Source organism: Paenarthrobacter sp. NEAU-H11, assembly GCF_050573415.1.
GTDB lineage: Bacteria > Actinomycetota > Actinomycetes > Actinomycetales > Micrococcaceae > Arthrobacter.
Window position 1 is genome coordinate 70,340 of the sequence record NZ_JBNZGA010000017.1, and the last position, 24,832, is coordinate 95,171.

Annotated in this window: 22 protein-coding genes, 2 tRNA genes and 1 riboswitch; of the genes, 14 read left to right on the forward strand and 10 right to left on the reverse strand. The window is 66.0% G+C overall.

Annotated features, from left to right (window positions below; genetic code table 11):
- Nucleotides 1-20 precede the first annotated feature (20 nt).
- Complete coding sequence (locus tag ACQ3DC_RS17955) at nt 21-1,856, reverse strand: phosphoenolpyruvate carboxykinase (GTP) (protein ID WP_421093704.1); 1,836 nt, start codon at nt 1,854-1,856, stop codon at nt 21-23.
- A 277-nt stretch (nt 1,857-2,133) separates the two neighbouring features.
- On the opposite strand from ACQ3DC_RS17955, the gene ACQ3DC_RS17960 reads away from it, so the two are divergent.
- From ACQ3DC_RS17960 to ACQ3DC_RS17985, 6 genes are all read left to right on the forward strand, one after another.
- A tRNA-Arg gene (locus tag ACQ3DC_RS17960) sits at nt 2,134-2,210 on the forward strand.
- An 82-nt stretch (nt 2,211-2,292) separates the two neighbouring features.
- Nucleotides 2,293-3,744 carry a dihydrolipoyl dehydrogenase family protein gene (locus ACQ3DC_RS17965; protein ID WP_430752867.1) on the forward strand — a complete coding sequence of 484 codons (1,452 nt, stop codon included), beginning with the start codon at nt 2,293-2,295 and terminating at the stop codon, nt 3,742-3,744.
- An 80-nt stretch (nt 3,745-3,824) separates the two neighbouring features.
- Entirely contained in the window at nt 3,825-4,490 is a 666-nt protein-coding gene (locus ACQ3DC_RS17970; RefSeq protein ID WP_430752855.1) for an ABC transporter ATP-binding protein, read from the forward strand.
- On the forward strand, nt 4,487-6,523 hold the full coding sequence (locus ACQ3DC_RS17975) for a YhgE/Pip family protein (RefSeq protein WP_430752856.1): 2,037 nt from the start codon (nt 4,487-4,489) through the stop codon (nt 6,521-6,523). Before ACQ3DC_RS17970 ends, ACQ3DC_RS17975 begins: the two co-directional genes overlap by 4 nt.
- Entirely contained in the window at nt 6,520-7,203 is a 684-nt protein-coding gene (locus tag ACQ3DC_RS17980; protein ID WP_430752857.1) for a TetR/AcrR family transcriptional regulator, read from the forward strand. The genes ACQ3DC_RS17975 and ACQ3DC_RS17980 overlap by 4 nt, the downstream gene beginning before the upstream one ends.
- A gap of 8 nt (nt 7,204-7,211) precedes the next feature.
- Nucleotides 7,212-7,919, forward strand: coding sequence for a hypothetical protein (locus ACQ3DC_RS17985; protein ID WP_430752858.1), 708 nt, complete (start codon nt 7,212-7,214; stop codon nt 7,917-7,919).
- Nucleotides 7,920-7,950: 31 nt separating this feature from the next.
- Here the strand turns inward: ACQ3DC_RS17985 and ACQ3DC_RS17990 are convergent, their stop codons facing one another.
- Complete coding sequence (locus ACQ3DC_RS17990) at nt 7,951-8,478, reverse strand: SixA phosphatase family protein (protein ID WP_321215335.1); 528 nt, start codon at nt 8,476-8,478, stop codon at nt 7,951-7,953.
- 76 nt (nt 8,479-8,554) lie between these two features.
- On the reverse strand, nt 8,555-9,421 hold the full coding sequence (locus tag ACQ3DC_RS17995) for a winged helix-turn-helix domain-containing protein (protein ID WP_430752859.1): 867 nt from the start codon (nt 9,419-9,421) through the stop codon (nt 8,555-8,557).
- A gap of 658 nt (nt 9,422-10,079) precedes the next feature.
- On the opposite strand from ACQ3DC_RS17995, the gene ACQ3DC_RS18000 reads away from it, so the two are divergent.
- From ACQ3DC_RS18000 to ACQ3DC_RS18010, 3 genes are all read left to right on the forward strand, one after another.
- Nucleotides 10,080-10,820, forward strand: coding sequence for a response regulator transcription factor (locus ACQ3DC_RS18000; protein WP_157239174.1), 741 nt, complete (start codon nt 10,080-10,082; stop codon nt 10,818-10,820).
- A 7-nt stretch (nt 10,821-10,827) separates the two neighbouring features.
- Entirely contained in the window at nt 10,828-12,354 is a 1,527-nt protein-coding gene (locus ACQ3DC_RS18005; RefSeq protein WP_430752860.1) for a HAMP domain-containing sensor histidine kinase, read from the forward strand.
- A 95-nt stretch (nt 12,355-12,449) separates the two neighbouring features.
- Nucleotides 12,450-12,610: riboswitch (cyclic di-AMP (ydaO/yuaA leader) on the forward strand.
- Between the two features lie 5 nt (nt 12,611-12,615).
- Nucleotides 12,616-13,311: a hypothetical protein gene (locus ACQ3DC_RS18010; RefSeq protein ID WP_157239177.1), complete on the forward strand. Its 696-nt coding sequence runs from the start codon at nt 12,616-12,618 to the stop codon at nt 13,309-13,311.
- Nucleotides 13,312-13,326: 15 nt separating this feature from the next.
- Here the strand turns inward: ACQ3DC_RS18010 and ACQ3DC_RS18015 are convergent, their stop codons facing one another.
- From ACQ3DC_RS18015 to ACQ3DC_RS18025, 3 genes are read right to left on the reverse strand one after another with little or no spacing between them, the layout of a single operon-like run.
- On the reverse strand, nt 13,327-13,716 hold the full coding sequence (locus ACQ3DC_RS18015) for a glyoxalase superfamily protein (protein ID WP_430752861.1): 390 nt from the start codon (nt 13,714-13,716) through the stop codon (nt 13,327-13,329).
- A gap of 60 nt (nt 13,717-13,776) precedes the next feature.
- Entirely contained in the window at nt 13,777-14,412 is a 636-nt protein-coding gene (upp, locus tag ACQ3DC_RS18020) for a uracil phosphoribosyltransferase (RefSeq protein ID WP_157239181.1), read from the reverse strand.
- A gap of 12 nt (nt 14,413-14,424) precedes the next feature.
- Nucleotides 14,425-15,207 (reverse strand): phosphatase PAP2 family protein, encoded by a 783-nt coding sequence (locus tag ACQ3DC_RS18025; protein WP_321216214.1) that lies wholly within the window; start codon nt 15,205-15,207, stop codon nt 14,425-14,427.
- Between the two features lie 83 nt (nt 15,208-15,290).
- Here ACQ3DC_RS18025 and ACQ3DC_RS18030 point away from each other — a divergent pair, with 83 nt between their 5' ends.
- A complete protein-coding gene (locus ACQ3DC_RS18030; RefSeq protein WP_430752862.1) occupies nt 15,291-15,791 on the forward strand; it encodes a nucleoside deaminase in 501 nt (166 codons plus the stop codon).
- Here the strand turns inward: ACQ3DC_RS18030 and ACQ3DC_RS18035 are convergent.
- The 4 genes from ACQ3DC_RS18035 to ACQ3DC_RS18050 form a co-directional block, all read right to left on the reverse strand.
- The gene (locus tag ACQ3DC_RS18035; RefSeq protein WP_430752863.1) at nt 15,788-16,855 is read right to left on the reverse strand and encodes a glycosyltransferase family 4 protein; all 1,068 of its coding nucleotides are present in this window, start codon (nt 16,853-16,855) and stop codon (nt 15,788-15,790) included. The two genes, ACQ3DC_RS18030 and ACQ3DC_RS18035, sit on opposite strands and share 4 nt — an antisense overlap.
- A gap of 4 nt (nt 16,856-16,859) precedes the next feature.
- A complete protein-coding gene (locus ACQ3DC_RS18040; protein WP_323058075.1) occupies nt 16,860-17,273 on the reverse strand; it encodes a 6-pyruvoyl trahydropterin synthase family protein in 414 nt (137 codons plus the stop codon).
- Nucleotides 17,274-17,276: 3 nt separating this feature from the next.
- On the reverse strand, nt 17,277-18,383 hold the full coding sequence (locus ACQ3DC_RS18045) for a zinc-dependent alcohol dehydrogenase (RefSeq protein WP_421093703.1): 1,107 nt from the start codon (nt 18,381-18,383) through the stop codon (nt 17,277-17,279).
- Between the two features lie 173 nt (nt 18,384-18,556).
- A complete protein-coding gene (locus ACQ3DC_RS18050; RefSeq protein WP_430752864.1) occupies nt 18,557-20,308 on the reverse strand; it encodes a DUF222 domain-containing protein in 1,752 nt (583 codons plus the stop codon).
- 164 nt (nt 20,309-20,472) lie between these two features.
- Here ACQ3DC_RS18050 and ACQ3DC_RS18055 point away from each other — a divergent pair.
- The 4 genes from ACQ3DC_RS18055 to ACQ3DC_RS18070 form a co-directional block, all read left to right on the forward strand.
- Nucleotides 20,473-20,562, forward strand: a tRNA-Ser gene (locus ACQ3DC_RS18055).
- Nucleotides 20,563-20,811: 249 nt separating this feature from the next.
- Nucleotides 20,812-22,401, forward strand: coding sequence for a PucR family transcriptional regulator (locus tag ACQ3DC_RS18060; RefSeq protein WP_430752865.1), 1,590 nt, complete (start codon nt 20,812-20,814; stop codon nt 22,399-22,401).
- Nucleotides 22,398-23,330 carry a glutaminase gene (locus ACQ3DC_RS18065; protein ID WP_157239190.1) on the forward strand — a complete coding sequence of 311 codons (933 nt, stop codon included), beginning with the start codon at nt 22,398-22,400 and terminating at the stop codon, nt 23,328-23,330. The genes ACQ3DC_RS18060 and ACQ3DC_RS18065 overlap by 4 nt, the downstream gene beginning before the upstream one ends.
- A gap of 88 nt (nt 23,331-23,418) precedes the next feature.
- Nucleotides 23,419-24,832: amino acid permease (locus ACQ3DC_RS18070; RefSeq protein WP_430752866.1), on the forward strand; the 1,414-nt coding region annotated here is incomplete at its 3' end.

A 24,832-nucleotide genomic window follows, 5' to 3' on the forward strand; every position in this document is an offset into this window, starting at 1 on the left:
GCCTGCTTGATGCCGGCTGGTCAGCTGTGGTCAGCCATGCGTTCCTTCAGGGCTTCCAGCTCGGCACGCAGCGCGTCCGGGAGTGAATCGCCGAACTGCGCGTACCAGTCCTCGATGGACGCCAGCTCGGCGTCCCATTCCTCCCGGTCCACGCGGACAGCCTCCTCCACGTGTGCGTGGGTAAGGTCCAGGCCCGTGAGGTCCAGCGAGTCACCGGTGGGAACGTAGCCGATGGGCGTCTCAACGGCAGCGGCCTTGCCCTCGATACGCTCGATGGCCCACTTCAGGACCCGGGCGTTGTCCCCGAAGCCCGGCCAGGCGAAGCCGCCGTCGGCGGTGCGGCGGAACCAGTTCACCAGGAAGATGTGCGGCAGCCGCTCCGGGTTGGCCTTCCCGGAAACACTGATCCAGTGCTTGAGGTAGTCGCCGGCGTCGTAGCCGATGAAGGGGAGCATGGCCATGGGGTCGCGGCGGAGCCTGCCCACCTGGCCGGCGGCGGCGGCCGTGGTCTCCGAGGAGAGCGTGGAGCCCATGAAGATGCCGTTTGTCCAGCTGCGGGCCTGGGTCACCAGGGGAACCGTGGTCTTGCGGCGGCCGCCGAAGAGGATGGCGGAAAGCTCCACGCCTTCGGGGCTGTAGTATTCCTCGGCCAGCATGTCGATCTGGGAGATGGGCGTGCAGAACCGGGAGTTCGGGTGGGCGGCAGGCTTGTCCGAATCCGGAGTCCAGGAGTTGCCCTCCCAGTCGGTGAGATGGGCCGGAACGTCGTCCGTCATGCCCTCCCACCACACGCCCCCGTCGTCCGTGAGGGCCACGTTGGTGAAGATGCTGTGGCCCTTGGCGATGGCGCGCATGGCGTTGGGGTTGGTGCCCCAGCCGGTGCCCGGAGCGACACCGAACAGGCCGGCCTCCGGGTTGGTGGCGCGCAGTTCGCCTTCCTTGCCGATCCGCATCCAGGTGATGTCGTCGCCGAGGGTCTCGACTTCCCAGCCTTCAATGGTGGGATCCAGGAGGGCCAGGTTGGTCTTGCCGCAGGCCGACGGGAAGGCCGCCGACAGGTAGTACGACTTCTTCTCCGGCGAGGTGAGCTTGAGGATGAGCATGTGCTCAGCCAGCCATCCTTCGTCGCGGGCCATCACGGAGGCGATGCGGAGGGCGTAGCACTTCTTGCCCAGGAGGGCGTTGCCGCCGTAGCCCGAACCGAAGGACCAGATGGACCGTTCCTCGGGGAAGTGGACAATCCACTTGTCCGGGTTGCAGGGCCATGCGACGTCGGCCTGGCCGGGTTCCAGCGGGGCCCCCAGCGAGTGCAGGGCAGGGACGAAGAACGCGTTGGTCTCGGTGATCTTGTCCAGCACCGCGGTGCCGATGTTGGCCATGATCCGCATGGAGGCAACAACGTAGGCGCTGTCCGTGATCTCGACGCCGAACTTGGGGTCCTCAGCGTCAAGGTGGCCCATGACGAAGGGGATGACGTACATGGTGCGGCCGCGCATGGAGCCGGCGAACAGCCCGCGCAGCTTTTCCTTCATCTCGGCGGGAGCCATCCAGTTGTTGGTGAACCCGGCGTCACGCTTGTTTTCCGAGCAGATGAACGTCTGCTCCTCAACGCGGGCTACGTCTGCGGGGTCGGAGAAGGCAGCGAAGGAATTCGGAAACAGTTCCTGGTTCAGCCGCGTCAGGGTGCCGGCTGCCACCAGTTCATCGGTCAGCCGGGTGTTTTCCTCTTCGGACCCGTCCACCCAGTAGATGCGGTCCGGCTGCGTTAGCTCTGCAACCTCTTCGACCCACGCCAGCAGACCGGCATGTGTGGTGGGTGCTTTCTCAAGCAGCGGCTTCTGCGCCAGATCGCCCATTTCGGTTCCCTTCCTCGGGTTCATCGGTGTGTCCTAAATGCTATGGTCCGGACCACTGGGGTTTTTGGGACGTATGCTGACGATTTGAGGCCACAGAAATGGAATTCCGCGGGAAATCAAGGAACTTCAAGCTGAAATTCTACGACAAAGTGACGAAGGTCACCTATACCGGTCTAGTAGCCGAGATTACACGCCCCTCGATTTGGCATCCCAGCCAACCCTCGCGTAAAGTAATTCGAGGTTCAGGGAGAGCGGTTCTTCTCCAGGAACACGGAATGCGCCCATAGCTCAGCTGGATAGAGCGTCTGTCTACGGAACAGAAGGTCAGGGGTTCGAATCCCTTTGGGCGCACCAACAAGGTCCGCACCGGTTCGCCGGTGCGGACCTTTTGCGTTAACCCACGTCCGCATTCTCCCGGGCGTAGGCTGTCCCCATGATGCCCGAGCCTGTGAAGCAGGAATTTGACGTTGTGGTGATCGGCGCAGGCGCCGTGGGGGAAAACGTTGCGGACCGCGCCGTCCAGGGCGGCCTCTCCGTGGTGCTGGTGGAGGCGGAGCTGGTGGGCGGCGAGTGCTCCTACTGGGCATGCATGCCGTCAAAGGCCCTGCTTCGGCCCGGAACGGCGCTGCACTCTGCGCAGACGACGCCGGGCGCCAAGGAAGCCGTCACGCGGACCCTGGATGCTGCAGCAGTGCTCAAGCGCAGGGACCATTTCACGTCCAACTGGCAGGATGACAGCCAGGTTGCCTGGGTCAAGGACTCCGGCATCGACCTCATCAGGGGCCATGCCTGGCTTACGGCTCCCAAGGCGGTCCAGGTTGCGGGGCTGGACGGCACCTCCCACCTGCTGCAGGCGCGACACGCGGTGGTGCTGGCCACAGGGTCAATGCCGAACATGCCCCCGATCGAAGGGCTTGAGGACGTGCAGGTCTGGGGAACCCGGGACGCCACCTCGGCCAGCGAAATTCCGGAGCGGCTGGCTGTCCTGGGCGGGGGTGTTGCCGGGACGGAGCTGGCCCAGGCGTTCGCCCGCCTCGGATCCGCCGTGACGCTCGTGGCGCGCAGCAGGCTGCTGGGGAACTATCCGGAGGAGGCAGCCAGCCTGGTCGCCGCGGGCCTGCGCGCGGACGGCGTGGACATCCGGCTCAATACCGTGACGGAGGGCATCACTGCGAACGACGACGGCACCTTCAGTTTGCAGTTGGCCGGCGGGTCAACGGTCATCGCTGACAAGGTCCTCGTCTCCACGGGCAGGCACCCCGCCCTCGAGGGCCTGGGGCTGGAAAGCGTCGGCATCGAGCCGGACAGCCACGGCCGCCTGACCCTCAGTACGGATAGTTCCGGCCTGGTGGAGGGCATCCCGGGCGACGACCCGTGGCTGTATGCGGTGGGTGACGCGGCGGGCAAGAACCTGCTGACGCACCAGGGAAAGTACGAGGCGCGGGCGACGGGCGACGCCATCACGGCCCGGGCCAAGGGCGAACTGACCGGGCGGCCGGCGGACTGGAGCCGCTATTCCCAGACCGCCAACCAGCATGCCGTACCCAACGTCGTCTTTACCGATCCTGAGGTTGCCACCGTAGGCCGCACGCTGGAAGTTGCCCGCGAGGACGGCTACAACGCCTCTTCGGTGGAACTCCCCATCCAGGTGGCCGGGTCTTCACTGCATTCGGAGAACTATGAGGGGTGGGCGCAGCTGGTGGTCGACGAGGACCGGAAGGTACTGCTGGGCGCCACGTTCGCCGGCCCGGACGTCGCCGAGCTCCTGCACGCCGCAACGGTCGCCGTCGTGGGCGAGGTCCCGCTTGACCGGCTGTGGCATGCGGTCCCCTCCTACCCCACGATCAGTGAGGTTTGGCTGCGGCTCCTGGAGAAATACGGCCTGTAGGGCGTCGAACCAGCCGCTATTTGAACTGACCGGTCAGTTTAGTTAGGCTGGAGCTGGACGCATTCTGCGAAAGGCCAATCTTGCTCTCAGCTCAGCTGCTCTCGGTCAGGGGGCGCAGGGACCCCCTGCTTCCGGCCACTTCCCTCCACGTTAACCGCGGTGAACTCCTGCTGGCCACCGGCGGACGGCAGGACCGCCGCACGGCCCTTGCGCTGGTCCTCAGCGGCAGGATGAAGGCAACCGGAGGCCGCATCACCTGGGACGGCAGCGAGCGGGTCAAGCCGCGCCGGCTGGCGAGCGCCCTGGTGGACTCCCCGGGCGTCAACGAGCCGGAGCAGCACCTCAGCGTCCGGGACCTTGTCACGGAGGACCTGGCCCTGATCCCGCGCCGCTACCGGGGCGCCCTGCTCAGCAGTCCGTGGCTGAAGGTGAACAGCTTCGAGGACATCGCCGGCCTTTGGACCGAGCAACTGGATCCGGGCCGGCGGCTCGAGCTCCTGACCGCGCTTGCGCTGGCCAATCCGCGCACGGACCTGCTGGTGGTCGATTCCCCCGACCGGCACGGTGACTCCGAGTGGCTGCCGCGGCTCCAGCGGATGGCGTTCGACGGCGGACGGCCGCTCGCCGTCGTCGCCACTGTTGGCGCCCTCCCGCCGTCGTGGAACGGACCCAGCGTTGCCATCGGCAACGCCGCCACGGGGGATGCCGCGGAAACTGCTGAACTCGAAACAGAGGTTGCCAAATGACGATACTGCGGCTGGCCCGCTCCGAACTCAAGAGGATGACCGGCGGGCTGCTGCCGAAGCTGACCATCCTCGCGCTGACCATGGTCCCCCTGCTGTACGGCGCCGTCTATCTTTACGCAAACTGGGATCCCTATGGCAACCTCGACCACGTCGACGCAGCCCTTGTTGTTGAGGACGCCGGAGCCCCGGCCAGCGACGGAACGCGGCTTGACGCGGGGGCGAAGGTGGCGGACAGCCTGGTGGACGGCAACGTGTTCCACTGGATACCCGTAGCCACCACGGAAGAGGCGGACCAAGGTGTCAGCAACGGCGAATACGCGTTCGCCCTGAAAATTCCCCGGGACTTTTCGGCCAACCTGGTGTCCCCCGGCAGTTTCGATTCCGCCAGCCAGGCAATGCTGAACGTCACCACCAACGATGCCAACAACTACCTCCTGAGCACCATCGTGGATAAACTCACCACTGCCGTCCACAGCACCGTTGCCACGGAGGTGGGCGAGGAAACGGCCAACCAGCTGCTGACGGGTTTTGGCACCATCCACACACAGATGGTCAAGGCGGCAGACGGCGCGGGCCAGGTGGCGGACGGCGTGGCGCAGCTCCGCGACGGAGCCGCCGCCCTCCATGAGGGCACCTCCGAGCTGAGCAACGGCGCCGGCGGGCTTTATGCCGGGCAGGCCAAGCTGCGCGACGGCGCCAACGAGCTGACCGACGGCGCAGGCCAGCTCAGCAGCGGACTCTCCACGCTCAAGGACAAGACGTCCACGCTGCCCACCGATTCCCGTACCCTCGCCGCCGGTGCAGCCCAGGTGGCAGCCGGAAACGCGCAGCTGAACGCCAAGGTGCAGAACGTTGCAGCCCAGCTGGAAGCCGCAGACCAGGGGCTCCGGACACGGGTGCTGGAATCAAACAGCAGGCTTATCGCGGCAGGCGTCCTTACGCAGGAGCAGGCCGACAGCATCCTGGCCGACTTCGACGCCACAGCCGGCTCGAGCCCAATGGCTGCAGCCAAAACGGGAATTCAGGCAGATGCCGCCCAGATCCAGCAACTGGCGGACGGGGCACAGTCTGTCAGTGCCGGCGCGGCGCAGCTCGCCGCTGGCACGCCGGCACTGAGGGACGCCGTGTCGCAGGCTTCGTCCGGCGCCGACCAGCTGCACACCGGGGCTGCCGCACTGGCCACCGGAGAACAGGCCGCGCTCGACGCGGCCGGCCGTCTTGCTGACGGAGCAAGCAGTGTGGATGCCGGGGCGGCCCAGCTGATGAATGGTGCCGGGACAGCAGCGGGCGGGTCACGCACGCTGGCGGACGAAATCGGCAAAGGCGCCGGGCAGGTGCCCAACCCCGATGACGCCCAGAAGAGCAACATCTCCCGCGTCATGGCAGACCCTGTGGCGGTCAGCAACGTCTCACAGGCCAAGGCCGAGTCCTACGGGGCCGGGCTGGCACCGTTCTTCCTCGCCCTCGCGCTGTGGATCGGCATCTTCATGCTGGTCCAGGCAATGCGTCCCATCACCCAGCGGGCGCTGGCGTCCAATGCGGCGTCCTGGAAGATCGCACTGGGCGGCTGGCTCCCGTTCCTGGCGGTCTCGGCGGTGCAGGCAACCCTCCTCACCCTGGTCGTGAATCTTGCCCTGGGGCTCAATCCCGCCCACCCTGTCCTGATGTGGTTCTTTATGCTGGCCGCAGCAATGGCGTTCAGTGCCCTCATCCAAGGCGTTGTGGCGCTGCTCGGCTCTCCGGGGAAACTCGTGGTGCTCATCCTGCTGGTCCTGCAGCTGGTGTCCTCCGGCGGGACCTTCCCGTGGCAAACCACTCCGCAGCCGCTCCACGTGGTGCATGAGGTCCTGCCCATGGGCTATGTAGTGGCCGGGATGCGGCACCTGGTCTATGGCGGGGACCTGACCATGATCGCACCCACGGTCCTGGGCCTGGTGGGCTATACCGCCCTGGGCGCGGCCATGTCCACGGTTGCGGTGCGCCGGAATAAGTACTGGACCCTGAGGACGCTGAAACCTGAGATTGCGGTATGAGCACGGAACCACCGGGAGCGGCGAAGAGCCTGCGCACCGCCCGGACTACCGCTACGCGCCAGAAACTCTTCGAGGCGTCCATGGAACTCATCGGCGAGCGGGGTGCGGCCGGCGTCACGGTTGATGAGATCGCCGCTGCGGCAGGCGTCTCCAAGGGAACCGTCTACTACAACTTCGGCAGCAAGTCGGAGCTCATCGCGCAGCTGCTGCGGCATGGGGTGGACATCCTGAAGGCCCGCCTCCTGCGAGCACCGGAACAGGGAGCAGACCAGCCCGGGGGCCAAGCCGGGACTGGCGGCTCCCGGGCAAGCGACCCGCTGCTGGCCATGGAGGCAATGATCGGACAGGCCCTGGACTTCATGGCGGACTACCCGTCCTTCGCGCGCCTCTGGGTCAGCGAAAACTGGCGTACGCCCAGCGAGTGGCAGGGTACCTTCGCCGTCCTTCGCGGCGAGCTGCTCGGCGTGATCGGGGAGGCAGTGGAGAAGGTGGCGCAGGCATACCCGGTGGACCCGTCGGTTTCCCGGGGCAGCCTGGAAACCGCCATTTTCGGGGCCTGCTTCGTGGTGGGACTGGACCGCCAGACATACCACCCCGAGCGGACGCGTGACCAAAGCGTTGCAGCAATCATGGCCATCATGCGCGGCTACGTGCTGAAGCAACCCTCAGCTCAGGGATGATTGGACCCATGGGGAAGAGCGGAAAGTTCGCGGTTATTTCCGGTGTTGTTGCGGCCGGCCTGCTGGTGCTGACCGGGATGACGCTCGCCGAGCCGGTGCTCATTGCGTTCCTCGGTGTCCTGGCGCTGGCGTGCCTGGCCTGCATCACGGAGATCCTGAACCGGGGGCGGCGCCTTGCCCTGCTCGTGGCCGGCGCGGGCACCAGCCTCACCATCGGCTTTTCCCTCGCCTTCGTCAGCACGTGGGAACTGGCTTTCGCCGGCCAGTCCTCGTTCGTCGGAACGCCGTTGCCCACTGACGACCCCGACAACTACTTTTTCGGCGCTGCCACTGCAGCCGTGGTTACCCTGCTCGTGCTGTTCCTCGGTGCGGCCTGGCCCCGCGGGCGCCGGCTGCACGCGCTGTCGCGGAAAGGCACGGCTGGACGGAGTACGGCTGGACGAGGCCCCGGCAGAAAGGGCACGGCAACAAAGGGCACGGCAGGCAGGAACACAACAAGCAGGGGCACGGCCGGCAGGGACGCTTCCGTGAAGGGCCGGACGGCGGCGGGCAGGTTGGCCGCCAAGGGAACAGCCCAGCGCAAACCGGCCCAGCAGGCCGGCGGCCTCCGCGCGCCCGCGCGGGTGCCTTCAAGCGCAGCCAACCGGCCGTCGTCGTCCGCTTCCCCTGCCAGGACGCCGCCGAAAACGGGGGCCAAAACCACGCCGCGCCGGTGACTCCTGCCGGCCCGGCAGGATGGGCGCCAGGTTAGTGGGCCCGGGGAACCTTGAACTTGGTGATGCGAGCGTCCTGTCCGTCCAGTTCGGCCCAGGATTTCTCCGTCTCCAGGACGGTGAGGGCGTTGGTGGGGTACCGGGTGGCAGCGTCCATGTAGGCATGGTGGTCGGAATCCCGCGAGGCGAGGTGCATTGCCAGGTCCTGGACCCCCGGCAGGTGTGAAATCACCATCAACGTGGTCACGGTGTCCGGAACGTGGTTGATGACCGTCAGCATCCGAAGTGCTGAGGCAGCGTACAGCCCGTCCTCAAGCTTGGGGGTGGGCGCTTTGTCCCCCAGCTCCGAGCACACCCAGGTGCAGGTCTGCCTGGTCCGCAGGGCACTGGAGCAGAGGATGAAGTCCGGGACGATGTTGTGCTTGAGCAGCCAGCGGCCGGCCAGGGGCGCCTCCCGGTGGCCGCGCTCCTCCAGCGGACGCTCGTGGTCGGCCACCCCGCCCGGCCAGTCGGCCTTGGCATGGCGCATGATCACAAGCCGTCGAAGATGGTGCCCACTCATGGCCCTAGCCTATAGCCCGCCGCCCAAGCCAGGCACGGAGGGCACATACGCAGAGAGCGCGCCCTTGAGGTTAGTGCTAGATCGAGTATTCAGGAGCGGCCCAGACAACCACTTCGGGGTGCTCGTAGAACCGGTATCCCTGGCCGCGGACGGTGCGCACGGTGTTGGCGAGGCGGCCCAGCTTGGAGCGCAGCCGGCGGATGTGGACGTCGATGGTGCGCTCGTTGGGGACCTCTTCGGCGTTGCGCCAGAGGCCTTCCAGGAGCTCATCGCGGCCCACGGTGCGGGTTCCGTTCTCCACAAGGTAGTTCAGGAGCTCGAACTCCTTGAACGTCAGGTTGAGGGACTCGCCGTCCAGGTGGACTTCGCGGCGGGCGAGGTCGATCAGGACACCGGACGGGCGCGGCTCCTGGGCCTGCGCGGGACGCGCGGCGTCAGTGCGCGGGCGGGCGTTGACGGTGGGGTCACCGAACGTGGAACGGACGACGTCGAGCGCGGAACCGGGAGTGCCTGCGGGGGCCACGGCGACGGCTGCGTAGCTTTCGGCCCCGGACACCAGGGACTGGGCGTAGGCGCGGATTTCCTGGGCCAGCTTGGCGATGGAGGTCCCGGCGGCCGCCGCGGTTTCCTCGTCGATGCCCATGTAGAGCACGAATCCGCGGGCGACGTTGTCATTGGCGACAGGCCGGACAGCAGCCGGACCGGCCACTACGGGAGTGGGGGCCGTCATCGGTGCCGCCTCGGCAGGCTGGACGGCACGGAGCTGCCCGTAGGAATTGGGGTTATAGCCCTGGGGCGCGTAGCCCTGGGCGGGAAAGTTGCTTCCGGAAGCAGAGGGAGCAAGGGCAGGGCGGGGGCCGAAGCCGGGGCGGAGGCCGGTCTGCTGGCCCGCCTTGGCGGCGTTACGGACAGAGATGTGGACGTATCCGGATGCAACTGACATAAGTGCTTACCTCAATGTGAATGGCCGTCATCACGGCCCGAATGCTGGGTTTCCCCACATTGCGAACTGGGGAGGGGCGCCCGACGCTGGGCTGGGGGCGAATGCCTAAGAACTTCGGAGGGTGGGAAGGTCAGGCGTGCATTCGACAACAGCGCATGTCGGCAGCAGCGGATGTGCTGGGCCAATATTCTGCGTCTGCAGGTGCTGTTGAGTTCTTGTTCACATTGGAAGTGTGCAGCGTAACAATGCCAACTTGCAAGTAACAATGGACGCGATCGTCCGCATAATGAGACGAACTGGGCTAATGTGCCGCAAATCACGATTCTGGCGGAGCCATAAAAATAACGCTTGTTATCCCTTGGAGGCGTCCGATTCCGCCCCTAGGCAGAATTTTGTTCGACAGCATGGTGCTTCCGGTCGAAAATATTCAAGACTGGGACTGATAGGGAAATCCCACTCACCGCCTTGTTGGCGTGTCCAGCCGCCCGCGTTTTCGGACAAGAAATTTTCCCGGAAAACTGCCGCGCGACGGCAATCCCGCAGCAGCGGCCACGCAGGAGCACCGCATTTCCGGCATCCAGCTCGCTAGGCTGGGATTCACAGCTTGGTCACAGGAATGCCATAGCCGGGCTTAAACCAATAATCGGAAAGTTGTCCCATGGCCACGTCGCACTCCATGACAAACAACCTCCCCAAACTCACCCATCCGGACGGCTCCCCCATCAGGGCCCTCGTCGTGGATGACGAACCCAGCCTCTCTGAACTCATGAGCATGGGGCTGCGCATGGCGGGCTGGTCCGTGGCAGTAGCTGCCGACGGCCCGGAAGCGGTGAAGCTGGCCAAGGACTTCCGCCCCGACGTCCTGGTCCTGGATGTCATGATTCCAGGGTTCGACGGCGTCGAGGTCCTGAACAGGATCCGCGCTTTCGCACCCGAGGTTCCCGCGCTTTTCCTGACCGCCAAAGACGCGGTCCAGGACAGGATCGTGGGCCTCGCTGCCGGCGGCGACGACTATGTGACCAAACCCTTCAGCATGGAGGAAGTCCTGCTGCGGCTGCACCGGCTGGTCCAGCGCTCCGGAGTTGCCGCCATGGACACTGCGGAACTGGTAGTGGGAGACCTTGTGCTCAACGTCGACACCCGGGAGGTGACCCGCGCGGGCGAGGAGCTCCAGCTGACGGCCACCCAGTTCGAGCTGCTGCGCTACCTCATGGAGAACCCAAAGCGCGTCATCAGCAAGGCCCAGATCCTGGACCGGGTGTGGAACTACGACTTCGGCGGGCAGGCAAACATCGTGGAACTCTACATCTCCTACCTGCGCAAGAAAGTGGACGCCGTGCACCCGCCCATGATCCACACCGTGCGGGGCGCCGGGTACGTCATCAAGCCGGCGGAGTAGGCGCGCCATGACCTCCGTGCACACCGCGGAGCCGCAGCCCCGGCGCTGGCTCAAACCCGCCACCTGGCACTTGCGCACACGCCTTATCCTGCTGGCCATGGCGCTGTTGATCGCCATCTGCGGTGCGGTGGGCGTAGCCAGCTACGCCTCGATGGACTCCTTCCTCACCCGCCAGCTGGACGAGCAGCTGAGCCAGGCCGCAGCCCGCTCCAACGATCCCGGCCGGCCTCCCTCCGGCGGCTTCAACGGCAGGGACCCCCTGGATTCCCGCGGACAAAGCGTGGGAACACTGAACGCCCGCATCCTCAACGGCCAGGTCAACAGCGCCGGCTTCCTGGCCCCGGACACTACGCGCTCTGCGCTGTCCTCCGAGGACAAGCAGGTCCTGCTCGCACTGGCCACCGATGCCCGGCCCGTTGACCGCACGCTCTCAAACGGTGACTACCGGCTGATTGCGGTCAAGACCAGTTTCGGTGACGTCCTGGTCACAGGGCTCCCCCTGGCCGCCAAGGAGAGCACGCTGACGTCCCTGGTGTGGACCTTCGTGTTCGTCTCGCTGGGCGGGTTGCTCCTGATCGGGCTGGTGGGCACGGTCCTGATCCGCCGCACCATGAAGCCCCTTGAACAGCTCTCCGAGGTGGCCACCCGGGTTTCGCAGCTGCCCCTGGACGCCGGCGAGGTGGCACTTGCCGTTCGCGTCCCGCCGTCGAACTCCAACCCTGGAACTGAGGTGGGCAGCGTGGGGCACGCGCTGAACCTCATGCTGGACAACGTTGCGAATGCGCTGCAGGCGCGGCAGAAGAGCGAGACCAAGGTCCGGCAGTTCGTGGCTGACGCCTCCCATGAGCTGCGCACGCCGCTGACCGCCATCCGCGGCTACACCGAACTGATGAGAATGACGGAAAACTTCACTCCGGACGGGGAGAAGTCGCTGGCACGGGTGCAAAGCCAGTCGGAACGGATGACCGCTTTGGTGGAGGATCTCCTACTGCTCGCGCGGCTCGACGAGGGCCAGCCGCTGAAGCTTGCCGAGGTGGACCTGACCCAGCTGGTGGTGGAAGGCGTCAGCGATGAGAAGGTCATGGCGCCAGGGCACACCTGGCGGCTGGAGCTCCCCGACGAGCCGGTGGTGGTGAACGGGGATCCGTCCCAGCTGCGGCAGGTGCTGATGAACCTGCTCTCCAACGCCCGCAAGCACACCCCTCCGGGAACCACGGTGGTAACGGGGGTGGAGAAAACGCCGGAGGGCGCCGCAGTGGTGACCGTAACGGACGACGGCGGCGGCATACCGCCGGAGTTCGTGGACCAGGTCTTCGCCCGGTTTGCCCGCGCAGACGCGGCACGTGCGGGGACCAGCGCGCCCGGCGCGTCCGCCGCTGAAGGAACCAGCGGTTTGGGCTTGTCCATCGTCGAGTCCATTGTTGAGGCCCACGGCGGACGGGTAACGGTGACGTCGCAACCCGGCCGCACGCAGTTCGCCCTGCGGCTACCCCTCATGCGGGGAATGGCACAAGGCGGCGCGCCGTCATCGTGACCTCCGTTACCAAAATGTGACTTATGCGCTGAACTCCTGTACCGTCGAATGGGTGCGGTCCCCGTTCGGGCCGCATATCCCGGGTTGACGCCAAGCTCTGCCACTTCCCGGATTCCTCTTGAACAACGGCAGAGGCGGGGGACCCACCGTCCCGGGCACTGACTGCCCTTGGGGTTAAGCCTGCACGTGTTTTTTCCGTGCGGCCGGATGCCCTCATCCGAACCCGACAGCTAACTCCGCAGGTGTGAGAGGCGATCTATTATGTCCAAGTTCCTTGTAAAACCACGCCCGAATTCAGGCACGGATGCACGCTCCACGCGTGCAGCAGGCAAATTCCCCTCCGTCGGCCGGCGCGCCGGACTGCTGGCAGCATCCTGCGCCCTCCTTGTTGGAGTTGGCGCTGCGGGCCAGGCCACCGACACGGGTGCCCGCGTGGCAGCCACCGGGGCGCAGGCTTCGGAGTCCCATTCCAAGCTGAGCATGGAGCAGAGCGAAATCCGGGCCAACCCTGCGCCTGAGCCCGCAGCCGAGCAGATCAACGTTGTCCCGCAGGCAGCCGAACCTGCTCCCGTTGCCGAGCCCGCACCGGCTCCGGCGCCGGAACCCGCTCCGGCCCCGGCACCCGAGCCCGCACCCGTCGTCGCGGTTAATGATCCCGCAGGCGCCCAGGCGTACGCCGCAGGCCAGCTGGCTTCCTATGGCTGGGCTCCGGACCAGATGCAGTGCCTGCAGACCCTCTGGACCAAGGAATCGGACTGGACCACCACGGCCACCAACCCGAGCAGCGGCGCCTACGGCATCGTCCAGTCCCTGCCGGCTGAGAAGATGGCCAGCGCCGGAGCCGACTACCTCACCAACTACCGCACGCAGATTAACTGGGGCCTGAACTACATCCAGGAGCGCTACCAGTCGCCGTGTGGTGCACTGAACTTCCACTTGTCGAACAACTGGTACTAGGCGGGATGCAGTAACCTACTTCTGCTGCTCCCCCGCGTCCCGGCCGGGGATGTACTGGACGGCCCACCGGTTCCCGTCCGGATCAGCGAAGTACACAAAATGGCCCCAGTCCTGTACGTCCACTTCGCTCACGTCCACCCCGTTGCCCTTCAGGTGCTCGTAGGCAGCCTGGATGTCGCTGACCACGAGCTGGAGGTTGGAGCCGGTACCCGGAGGCGCGTCCGTGAGCCCTTCCCCGATGCAGATGGAGCAGGCTGAGCCGGGAGGGGTCAGCTGGACAAAGCGGATGGATTCCGTGGGCCGCTGATCGAAATCGGCATTGAACCCCACCTTGTTGACGTAGAAATCCTTGGCCCGGTCCACGTCGGACACAGGGACAAACACCAGTTCCAGTTTCCAGTCCATCCGCACAGGCTAGCCCTGCGGCCGGGAACAGGAAAGGCCTGGCTTTAGCCTGCGATGTCCTTAGCCTGCGATGCCGTACAGCCGGTCGCCTGCGTCGCCGAGGCCGGGAACGATGTAGGACTTCTCGTTGAGCCTTTCGTCGATGGAGGCCAGCACGATGGTGACGTTGGCGCCGGAGAGTTCTTCCTCCAGCTTCGCCAGTCCCTCCGGAGCGGCAAGCAGGCAGATGCAGGTGACATCAGAGGCGCCGCGCTTGAACAGGAACTTGATGGCTTCGCGCAGCGTCCCGCCGGTGGCCAGCATGGGGTCCAGAACGAAGATCTGCCGGTCGGTAAGGTCCTCAGGCAGGCGCTCGGCGTACGTGATGATGTCCAGGGTTTCCTCGTCACGGGCCATGCCGAGGAAGCCCACTTCAGCTGTGGGGACGAGCTTGGTCATGCCCTCGAGCATTCCAAGGCCCGCGCGCAGGATGGGCACCACCAGCGGGGTGGGCTTGGTGAACGCCGTGCCCACGGTGGTGCTGACGGGCGTTTCGATGGTGACGGGCTCGGTGCGGACCTCGCGCGTTGCCTCGTAGGCGAGGAGCGTCACCAGCTCCTCCGTCAGCTGCCGGAAGACCGGGGACGGAGTGTTTTTGTCGCGGAGGACAGTGAGCTTATGGGCGACCAGCGGGTGGTCCACAACGAGAGTGCGCATTGGTCAAAACTATCACCCGGCCGCCGGCCCCCTCCCCGGCCGTTCGCCGCTGGCCTCCGGCTCCCCGGTGTGGTCCTCGCGGAGGACGGGGTGTTCAAACGTGGGCGCAGGGCCCGCGTGCTCGCGGCGGCGTATCAGGTGGAACAGCCGGTGGGCGAGGATCACCATGGACACCCACGCAAGGCCAAGGAACCAGCCGGCCATCACATCGGTCAACCAATGGTGTCCCAGGAAAACCCTGCTCAGGCCCATGGCGATGATGAAGATGGCTCCGGCCGTTATCGCGGCGATCCTAGCCCACAGGATTTGGAACTGGAGGCACATCAGATAGACCAGGACGCCTATCACCACTGTTGTGTTCAGCGTGTGTCCGCTGGGGAAGGACGGTGTGGTTTCATAGGGGGGCACCGCCTCCGAATGGTCCGGGCGGGTCCTGCCGACCAGTCGCTTGCCGAGGGTGGTTGCAGTTGTGGAAACGAGGGCAGCGCCGCCCACCAGGACGATGGGCCGCCACGTCCTGCTCAGTAATGTCAGCCACGCGGTGAGGATGCTGGCGAGAATGGGCATGCCGATCCCCCCGCCCACGTTGGTAAAGCCGGTGGCGAAGGCGTCCACCTCGGGATTCCGCAGCGACTGGGAGTATTCCAGCGCGGGAATATCCAGGCTGGCCAGCCCCTCCTCGTCCACTACATTCGCGTATACCTCCGCACCGAGCAGGGCCAAGGTGACCACCAGTGTTCCGCCGATGATCAGGGTCAGCCACAAGGCGGCATAGGGCTTGATCCACTTGTCCATGCGGTCTCGGACGGTGCTCACTGTGCCTCCCGGCGTCTGGGGCGTCACGGGCTCGGGTTATCCCACGAAACTATCATTGAGCCATGGTCTCCGCAGATAAAAAACACGACGCGTGGATGGGCCTTGCCCTGGCCGAGGCCCGCCGCGCCCTTGCTACGGAGGATGTGCCGATTGGTGCGGTGGTCATAGGGCCCGACGGCGCCGTGCTGGGTTCCGGCCGGAACCAGCGGGAGGAGCTTGGTGATCCCACCGCCCACGCCGAGATGGTTGCCATCCGGGAGGCGGCAGAACGGTTGCGCCAGCTTTCAGTGCTCGACGGCGGCAGCGGGGACGGCTGGCGGCTCGCCGACTGCACGCTGGTGGTGACCCTGGAGCCCTGCGCCATGTGCGCCGGCGCCGTTGTCCTGGCCCGGATTCCGCGGGTGGTCTTCGGGGCTTGGGATGAAAAAGCGGGGGCGGCAGGATCCGTGTTCGACGTGCTCCGCGAGCGCCGCCTGAATCATTGGGTTGAGGTTTATCCCGGGGTGCGCGAGGCGGAGTGTGCCGGGCTGCTGCGTGATTTCTTCGCCGGGCACCGGCTCTAACTCCTGATGGCGTCCAGCACCACGGCCGCTGTCCGGTCCCAACCCGGCAGCGTGCTCCTCGCCTGAACCGCCCTTTCGCGCCAGGAAGCCCTGGTTGCGGTGTCCTCCAGCCAGCTGCGCAGGACCTGGGCCAGCAGGGCGGGGTTGGCGGGGTCGTCATCGGCAGGGAAGGCAACCTTCGCTCCGGGAAGCCGGCCGCCGTCGTCGTCCGTGCCCGGTGCGCCCAGGCGCAAGGCCTCGACGGCGCCCGTCCCCTCGCGCACGATCACCGGGATACCGCGGGCGAGCGACTCGGTGACCACCATGCCGAAGGCCTCAGCGCGGGAGACCAGCAGGCTGAGGTCTGCCCGCAGCCATGCGTTTTCGAGCGCCGGGCCCGTCAGCTCGCCGGTGAGCCGGATCCGTCCGCCCAGGCCGTTCGCCTGAACGGCAGCGCGAACCTTGCCGGTGTATTCCGCGTCTGCCCGGTCCGAACCCACCAGGGCTGCCGTCCAGTCGAGGTCCTGCAGCAAGCCCAGCGCTCCAACCACAAGCAACTGGTCCTTGTTGGGCAGGAGCGCGGCCACGGCAACGATATGGGGCGGCGTGGATCCCGGGGCCAGCGGAGCCGGGTCGGTGCCGGGAAGGGCGACCTTCAACCCATGTAGGCCATGGCGTGCCGCCAGGACATTCCTGGCCCAGGTGCTGGTGCACAGCACCCCGGTGGCCGCACGCAGGGACCTTGCCTCAAGTCCGTAGCGGGCGGGGGCAGGCATGTGGACCAGCACCCAGATTTCCCGGCCGGCTTTGGCCGCGAATTCCAGCTCATCCGGCGCGCCCATGGCAATCAACCCATCCACGAGGATCACGGTGCCCTGCAGTCCTGCGTCCGGTTCCCAGGCGCCAAGCAGGCTGTCCAGCCGGCGCCGAGCGTGGGCATTGGCTTCCGGCCAGGAGCCGTCCACTGCGATCACCTCGACCTCTGTCCCCAAGGCCTCCAAGCCCTGCACCAGCCGCGCGTTGTAGACGTTCCCGCCGGAATGGTGGTGGATGTTGCCAGGTACCAGCAGGCGGATGCGGGGCACGGGATCAGGCTGCTGGAGAGTCCGCTGCCGGGAGATCCAGCGAGTAGGTGGCCCAGGCATCCGGGTTCTCCCGCAGGGTGACGTCGATGCCCTCAAGACGGCCGCCGTCGTCGTCATTCTGCAGCTTTTCCGCAACTGAATGGGCAATGTATTCCGCGAGCGCCTCAGTGGTGCTGAGTTTGCCCGCAAAATCCGGATGCTCGTCCAGGTTGCGGTAGTTCAGGCCTGCCAGGACCTCCTCGATGATGGTGCCGGCGGCGCCGATGTCCAGCACGATCGCGTCCTTGTTGAGCGTCCGACGGCGGAAGGACACCTCGGCGACAAAAGTCGCCCCGTGCAGGGCCTGGGCCGGCCCGAACGCCTCACGGGGCAGGCTGTGGGCGATCATGAAGTGGCGGCGGACGGTCAGGCTGAACATGGACTACCTCTGGTCTTCTCGGGTCTGGTGCGGGTCTTTGTTCTCGGGGTCTTTGTTCCCGCGGTCTTTGTTCCCGCGGTCTTTGTTCCCGCCGCCTTCGTCGGTGGGGTATTCGATGACGTGGCACAGGGCTTCAAGCTTCCCGTGGGCGAGGTCCTGCACCGTGCCGGGCAACTCGGCGAACCGCGAGGTACCGGTGAGGAAGGCATCGAATACGGGGTCCTTCAGCAGCGAGACGGCGAGGTCCAGGCGGTCGACGCTGGTCCTGCGGTGGCGGCGCGCACGCGCCACCACACCCACCTGGCTGGCCCGGATGGACAGCCGCCGGGCATGGAAGTCCTCCCCCAGCGGCAGGGTTACCTCGCGGTTGGCGTACCAGGACATCTCGATGACGTCCCCCTCGTCGCCCACGAGCTGCAGGCTCCGCTCCAGGCCTTCCTGGGATGCAGAGCAGTGGAAAACGATGTCGCAGTCGGCCAGGGCGTCATCCGGGCGGGCGAAGTCCACGCCCAGGGAGTCCGCCAGGTGCTTCCGGCCCGGATCCAGGTCCACCAGCTGCAAGCGCTGCAGCGGGAAGGTCCTCAGCAGGGTGGCAACCATGCCGCCCACCAGCCCGGCTCCCACCACCGCAATCCGGTCTCCCAGCCGCGGACCCGCCTCCCACAATGCGTTCACGGCGGTCTCCACCGTGCCGGTGAGCACTGCCCGGCGGGAGGGCACGTCATCAGGGATCTTCGTCAGTGAGCTGACCGGCACCACGTAGCGGTCCTGGTGGGGGTTAAGGCAGAAGACGCGCTGCCCCGCCCAGCCCTCCGGACCCTCCTCGACAACCCCGACGGAGAGGTACCCGAACTTCACCGGCCCGGGGAAGTGTCCCTCCTGGTGGGGTGCCCTCATCTCCTCGGCAACCCGGGGCGGAACAGCGCCTGCATGGACCACCATTTCCGTGCCTTTGCTGATGCCGGAGTACAGGGCGCGGACCAGGGCCTCGTCCGACCCGCGGGCAGGCAGCTCCTCGGGCCGGAGCTCGCCATGTTCCCTGGCTGTGGTCCAGTAGGCCGTTGCGTGCGTGCGACTGGATTGATGCGCTGGACTGGATTGATTAGTCATCTTGCTGATGAATCTAGCCGTCAACGTGCGCGCGGGAAAGCTGGCCGGCGGCAGTCCCCTTGTCCCGTCGCATCCTCCCCGTCGCTTCCTCCCCATCGGGAGGCACGGTCCGGTTCCCGTCGGGAGGCACAGTCCGGGCAGGCCTCACCATCACGATTGCGGAGAGGGCTTCGTTACGTGACGCCAGCGCTTGCCTGGCAGGCCATCTCCCACCAAACATCTTCGGGCAGCGGGTCCTTGGGCTGCTGGTACCCAGGCATGAACCAGTCAGCAAAAGTGTCCTCGGGGAACTCCTCCTTTGGATACAGGTCCTGGAGCGACCGGCCGGCTGCTAGAGGCCAAGCATCAGACAAGTCATCAGGCAGCGACACCCCCGAAAGGTCGTTGGGCAGCGACACCCCCGAAAGGTCGTTGGGCGGTGGCCACATCTCCGCAAGGTCATCAAGCGCGCGGAGCCCTGCCGGCACAGCCCGTTCCGGCCAGTGGGGTGGTTCCCAGTCCTGGTGTTCGCTTGTGTAGTGGCGGCCGGTGGGTGAGGTCCAGCCGGGTGGTGCGGTTGTGGTGGCTGGGGTGGGTTTCCAGCCGCTGGTGTGGCGGAGTTTGTGGTGTTTCGGGCAGGGCTGGCCGAGGTTCGAGACTCCTGTGGTGCCGCCGTTGTGCCAGGCGAGGAGGTGGTCGGCTTCGTTGTCGAGGGAGGGGTTGCTGCAGCCGGGGAAGGGGCATTTGCCGTCCCGCAGCCTGAGCCAGTTCCGCATGGCTTTGGTCACCCGGTAGCTGGTGCGGCCGATTTCCAGCGGTGCCCCGTCCCGCGGGTCGACCAGCACCCGGTAGAAGGAGCTGGCACCGTCGGCGACGAGGTCCCGTGCCATCGAGGCGGGGATGGGGCCGGCCCCGTCCAGCACCGCCGGCTCGTCCGTCAAGCCCATCAGGGAAAACACGGGCACGGTGACCAGCACCTGCGGCCGAATCGACGACGACGGGCCGGGACCTGCCACCTCCCCGCCGCCGGACCTTCCCGCCTCACCGTGCCCGGCCCTGGTTGCCTCGCTGTGTCCGGTAACCCGGGAGATGTTCCCGCCGCCCAAGAGCGCCTCGGCGAAATTGTCGGCCCTGAGCTGGGTCAGGGTGCGGGCCTCGTCCGGGCCCTGCATCCCCCGGGAAATGGCGGTCAGCCGGTTCCAGACCGCGGATGCCTGGTCCGCGGGCAGGTAGGCGGCCACCCAGGCCATCGCGTCGTTATCCGGCCAGTACTCCACGCGTCTATCCGCCAGGGACTTGGCGTGCCGCTTCGCCAGGCTCTCCGGATGGTGCCGCTCCCGCCACCCCCGCGCCTTGGCCCTGAACCGGTACGCGGGCATCTCCCCCACCGGGCACCCGCGGACCGCCCCCGGGGCGTCCGGGTCCAGGAAATGGGCTTCCAGGGCCGCCGCCCCGGACGGGCCAAGGCCGACGGTCTGGTCCACCATGGTCCGGGCATGCGCCCAGGAAATCGTCCCGCCCTGCAGGGCGGCCAGGGTCCGGGGCAGCGACGCGGTCAAGGCATGGGCTAGCAAAGCACCGGCGGCCCGGTCACCGATGGCCAGCGCACACCCGACCTCCGCCACCAGGCTCCGGTCCTGCGCCGTGGCCTCGTGAGGGGACCCGGGCGGAGGATTCATCGCCTTCGTCGCCCCGGCAAGGGCCGCCGCGGCCACTGCCTTCACCGCCGCCAACTTCGCTTCCGACCGCGCCACCCCACCCAGGACATCCAACGCCGCATCAGCAACCCGCTGCAACGGATCCTCAACGCCCCCGCCCCCGCCACGGCCACCGGAAACGGCAGGCCCGCCCGCGGCAAGGCCTCCGCCAGCCAGCGCAGCCATAAACGCAGCAACAGAAGCGTCAACCGCTTCCTCCCCCTGCACCACCGCCGCGTTCGATTCCATACCCCCATCATCGCGAGGGGGTCCGACATTATTAGGCCCTACGCCCACCGCTGCGAAAAAGTTTTTGAATCTTCTTGGGCCACCTCTGCCCGGACCATAACGGGCCAGGCGTGATCGGCCCCGTTTTGGGGATGGGCGCCTCGCTCCGGTACCCTATTGAGGTTGGTGACGTGTCCGAGCGGCCGAAGGTGCAACACTCGAAATGTTGTTTGGTGTAAAAGCCAACGTGGGTTCAAATCCCACCGTCACCGCCAAGTAGCAGGGCCCCGCTTCTCTTTGTGAAAGAGAAGCGGGGCCCTTTTGGTTTGTGGATCAGTTCCCGCTCCGGCGTCCTGCGTCGGGTACCCGGCACGGGGTTGGAGCCCGGTGAAGCAAATACATTGGAAAAGAAACCGAAAAGCACCCGCCGAATTGGGATTTCCTCACAAATTTTCCGTGTTCAGCGGTGGATACGATGGGCTGACCGGACAGAGCCGTCCGGCCAGATCGACCAGAAGGAACCCATGACTGCGGTGACGGTGGACGATATCCTCTCGGATCTCCCCTTGGGCTTTGGAAGCCTCATCCTCCGGCCAGCGGACGGCTCCGCCGTGGAACGTTTCCTGATCATGGACGCCGAGGATGAAAAGCTCGACGGCGACAGGGCGTTTGTCCTGCTGATTGGAGTCCGCGGACGGTCGGCTTTGCCCGCATTGCGCCGGCTGCTGCGGAACCCGCCGCCGGTGGTGGCCGTCAAGGGAGGCCGGCAGGAGCTGTCCGAAGCCGAAGAGTTGCTGCGCGACGCCGGTACCGGCCTGCTCCTGGTGGACCCCGCGGCCGACTGGGACCGCCTGCTGTCTATCGCGAAAGACAGGATCCAGCCGCCCAGCTATCAGAGCGAAGTCCTGACGCTGCTGGAAGAAGACCTGTTCGCGATCGCCCAGACCACTGCCCGGCTCACCTCCAGCCACGTGGTGATCGAGGACGCGGCCAACAAGGTTCTGGCGTATTCCACCGTTTCCAACGACATCGACGAGCTGCGCAAAGCCTCCATCCTGGCCAGGCGCGGGCCACGGAAATACGAGCTGCTGCTCAAGGACCTTGGAGCCTACCGTGAACTCCATGGCACCCGGTTCCCCGTGCGTGTACCTGCGAGGCCCCAGGACGGACTGCGCGAACGCGTAGCCATCACCCTTTTCGCCGGTAACAGGATCATGGGCTACATCTGGCTCCAGGAGACCGGCGACGGCTTCGGCCCGGACGTTGACCAGGTGTTGCAGGGTTCCGCTGCCCGTACCTCGGCTGAGCTGATCCGTTACCGCAACCAGCAATCCGTGCACATGCGGGAAGACCGCATTGCCCGGATCCTTTCAGGCCCCGCGGAGGCAGCAGCCAGCGCGCACAGCGAAAAGATCTCCGCTGACCGCCCGGCCGCGCTGATCCTGATCGGGATCTCCGATGTGGAAGCCGATGACGCCGCACTAAAGCACGGCGAGCTTGCCAACCTGGCTTCGATCCACGCCGCTGCCTACAAAGCTTCGGCAATCGTGGGGCAGTTCAAAGGCGACACCGCAGTGATTGTCCCCGGCCTGCAGTCTGCAGCGGCGGAACCGGGACTCCGGGGCCTTGCAGAGTCCATCGTCCGGGATGCACGCAAGCACCTTGGCATCACCCCGTTTGCGGCCGTAGGCCCGGTGGCCCCGGACCTGCTCTCCATCCACTCGGTCACCCGGATGGCAGAAGCACTGTTGAGCTGCGTGGGAAGGTCCACAACGTCGTCAGTGGCCACCGTGGACGATTTTGAGGGAGAGATCCTTTTCCGCGAAGCAGTACAGAATTTCGCGTCTTCGGCTTTCCGCCACCGCAGCCTCTCGGCCCTCCTGTCTGAGGACGTGGAATTGGCCGAAACGCTGCGGGTGTACTTCGAAGCTTCCCTTGATGTTGCCGCATGCTCCCAGCGGATGAAGCTGCACAAAAACACCGTTTACTACCGCATCAGCAAGGTATCCAAAGTGACGGGACTGGACTTCGGCAACCCCCGGGACTCGCTGGTTGCCCTGCTGCACATCCAGGAATGGGCTGAAACATCCAATCGAAAAGCTGGCCGGAAATGACCGTAGCGATTGCGGCACCACCGCTCGGCCCCCTCCTCCACGACCTCGTGCGGAACCACCGGCCGCGGCGGGAGACAGGCTCTGTCCCGGCGAACATCCCGTTCCTTGCGGACGTTCCCTTCAACAAGTTCGGCATAGCCGTTGCCACCACTTCCGGCCAGGTCTTCAGCTCCGGCGACGCGGATGTCCCCTTCTCGATCCAGAGCATCTCCAAGGTGTTCACGCTGGCCATGGCCCTGCAGGGCGACACCACCGGAAGGCTGTGGTCGCGGGTCCTGCGTGAACCATCAGGGACCCCGTTCAACTCGCTGGTCCAACTGGAGGCGGAACACGGGATCCCGCGGAACCCCTTCATCAACGCCGGCGCCCTGGTGGTCACGGACCACCTGATGGAAGGAACATACGACGCCGCCGCTTGGGTATTGCGGTTCCTCACCGCACAAGCGGGCGTCAGCGGGCCGTACATCGATGAAGCGGCGGCCGCCAGTGAGCTTTCGGGCAGCAGCCGCAACCTGGCGCTGGCGCATTTCCTGAAGGACTTCGGCAACCTGAAGCGACCGGCGGAAGCAGTGGTGGAGAACTACGTCCGCCACTGCTCCATCATGATGACCTGCGTTGAACTCGCCAAGGCAGGGCTTTTCCTGGCCGGAGAAGGCCGGGGAACGGCGGGACCCGTCCTGTCCCCGAGCGATGCCAAACGCGTTGGCTCCATCATGCTGACCTGCGGCATGTACGACGCTGCCGGAGAGTTCGCGTACCGCGTGGGCCTTCCTGGCAAAAGCGGTGTGGGTGGCGGAATTTTGGTCATCGTTCCCGGCGAGTGCTCCATCTGTGTGTGGAGTCCCCGGCTCGACGGCAAAGGCAATTCCCTTGCCGGCACTGCCGCCCTCGCCGACCTTTCCGACCGCACCGGCTGGTCAGTTTTCTGATCTGCGTTCCCCTGCCTGCCATGTGAAGGTATCTCCCCACAACTTTTCCCCACCCAGTCAGATCTTCCCCGGATCGAAAGGATCAACCATGCCCCACAACCCCAACGACGAGGTTGCAGCAGACCACATCATTGACGGCGGGCACGCCCATGCCTCCGAGACCGCCCTGCATGCCGAGGACAAGGGCTACCACAAGAACCTCAAGCCCCGGCAGATCCAGATGATCGCGATCGGCGGTGCGATCGGCACCGGCCTGTTCCTCGGCGCCGGCGGCCGGCTCAACGCCGCGGGCCCGTCCCTGGTCATCGCCTACGCCGTCTGCGGGTTCTTCGCGTTCCTGATCCTGCGCGCCCTGGGCGAACTGGTCCTCCACCGCCCCTCCTCCGGCTCGTTCGTCTCCTACGCCCGTGAATTCTTCGGCGAAAAAGCCGCCTTCGTCTCCGGCTGGTTCTACTGGATCAACTGGGCCACCACCACCATCGTGGACATCACCGCCGCAGCCCTCTACATGAACTTCTTCGGCAACTACATCCCCTGGATGGCAGCCGTCCCGCAATGGGCCTGGGCACTGACCGCCCTGATCGTGGTCCTGGCCCTGAACCTCGTCTCCGTGAAGGTCTTCGGCGAAATGGAATTCTGGTTCGCCCTGATCAAGGTCGCCGCCCTGGTCATCTTCCTCATCGCCGGCACCTACTTCGTCATCTTCGGCACCCCCGTGGACGGCCAGCAAGTCGGCCTGAGCCTCCTCTCGGACAACGGCGGCATCTTCCCCAACGGCCTGCTCCCCATGATCATCCTCATGCAGGGCGTCCTCTTCGCCTACGCCTCCATCGAACTCGTCGGCACCGCCGCCGGCGAAACCGAAAACCCCGAAAAGATCATGCCCAAAGCCATCAACTCCGTGGTCTTCCGCATCGCCGTGTTCTACGTCGGCTCCGTCATCCTCCTGGCCCTGCTGCTGCCCTACACCTCCTACGAAAAGGGCGTCAGCCCCTTCGTCACGTTCTTCGGCTCCATCGGCATCCAGGGCGTGGACGTCATCATGAACCTCGTCGTCCTCACCGCAGCCCTGTCCTCCCTCAACGCCGGCCTCTACTCCACCGGACGCATCCTGCGCTCCATGTCCGTCAACGGCTCCGCCCCGCGCTTCGCCTCCCGCATGAACAAAGCAGGCGTCCCCTACGGCGGCATCGCCATCACCGCCGCCGTCTCCCTCCTGGGCGTCCCCCTGAACTACCTCGTCCCCGCCCAAGCCTTCGAAATCGTCCTCAACGTCGCCTCCGTGGGCATCATCATGACCTGGGCAACCATCGTCCTGTGCCAGATCCAGCTCAAACGCTGGGCCGACAAAGGCTGGCTCGAACGCCCCACCTTCCGCATGATCGGCGCCCCCTACACCGGCTACCTCTCCCTCCTCTTCCTCGTGGGCGTGCTCATCATGGTCTTCATCGACTCCCCCCTCACCATGCTCGTCACCGCCATCGCCTCCGCCCTCATGGTCG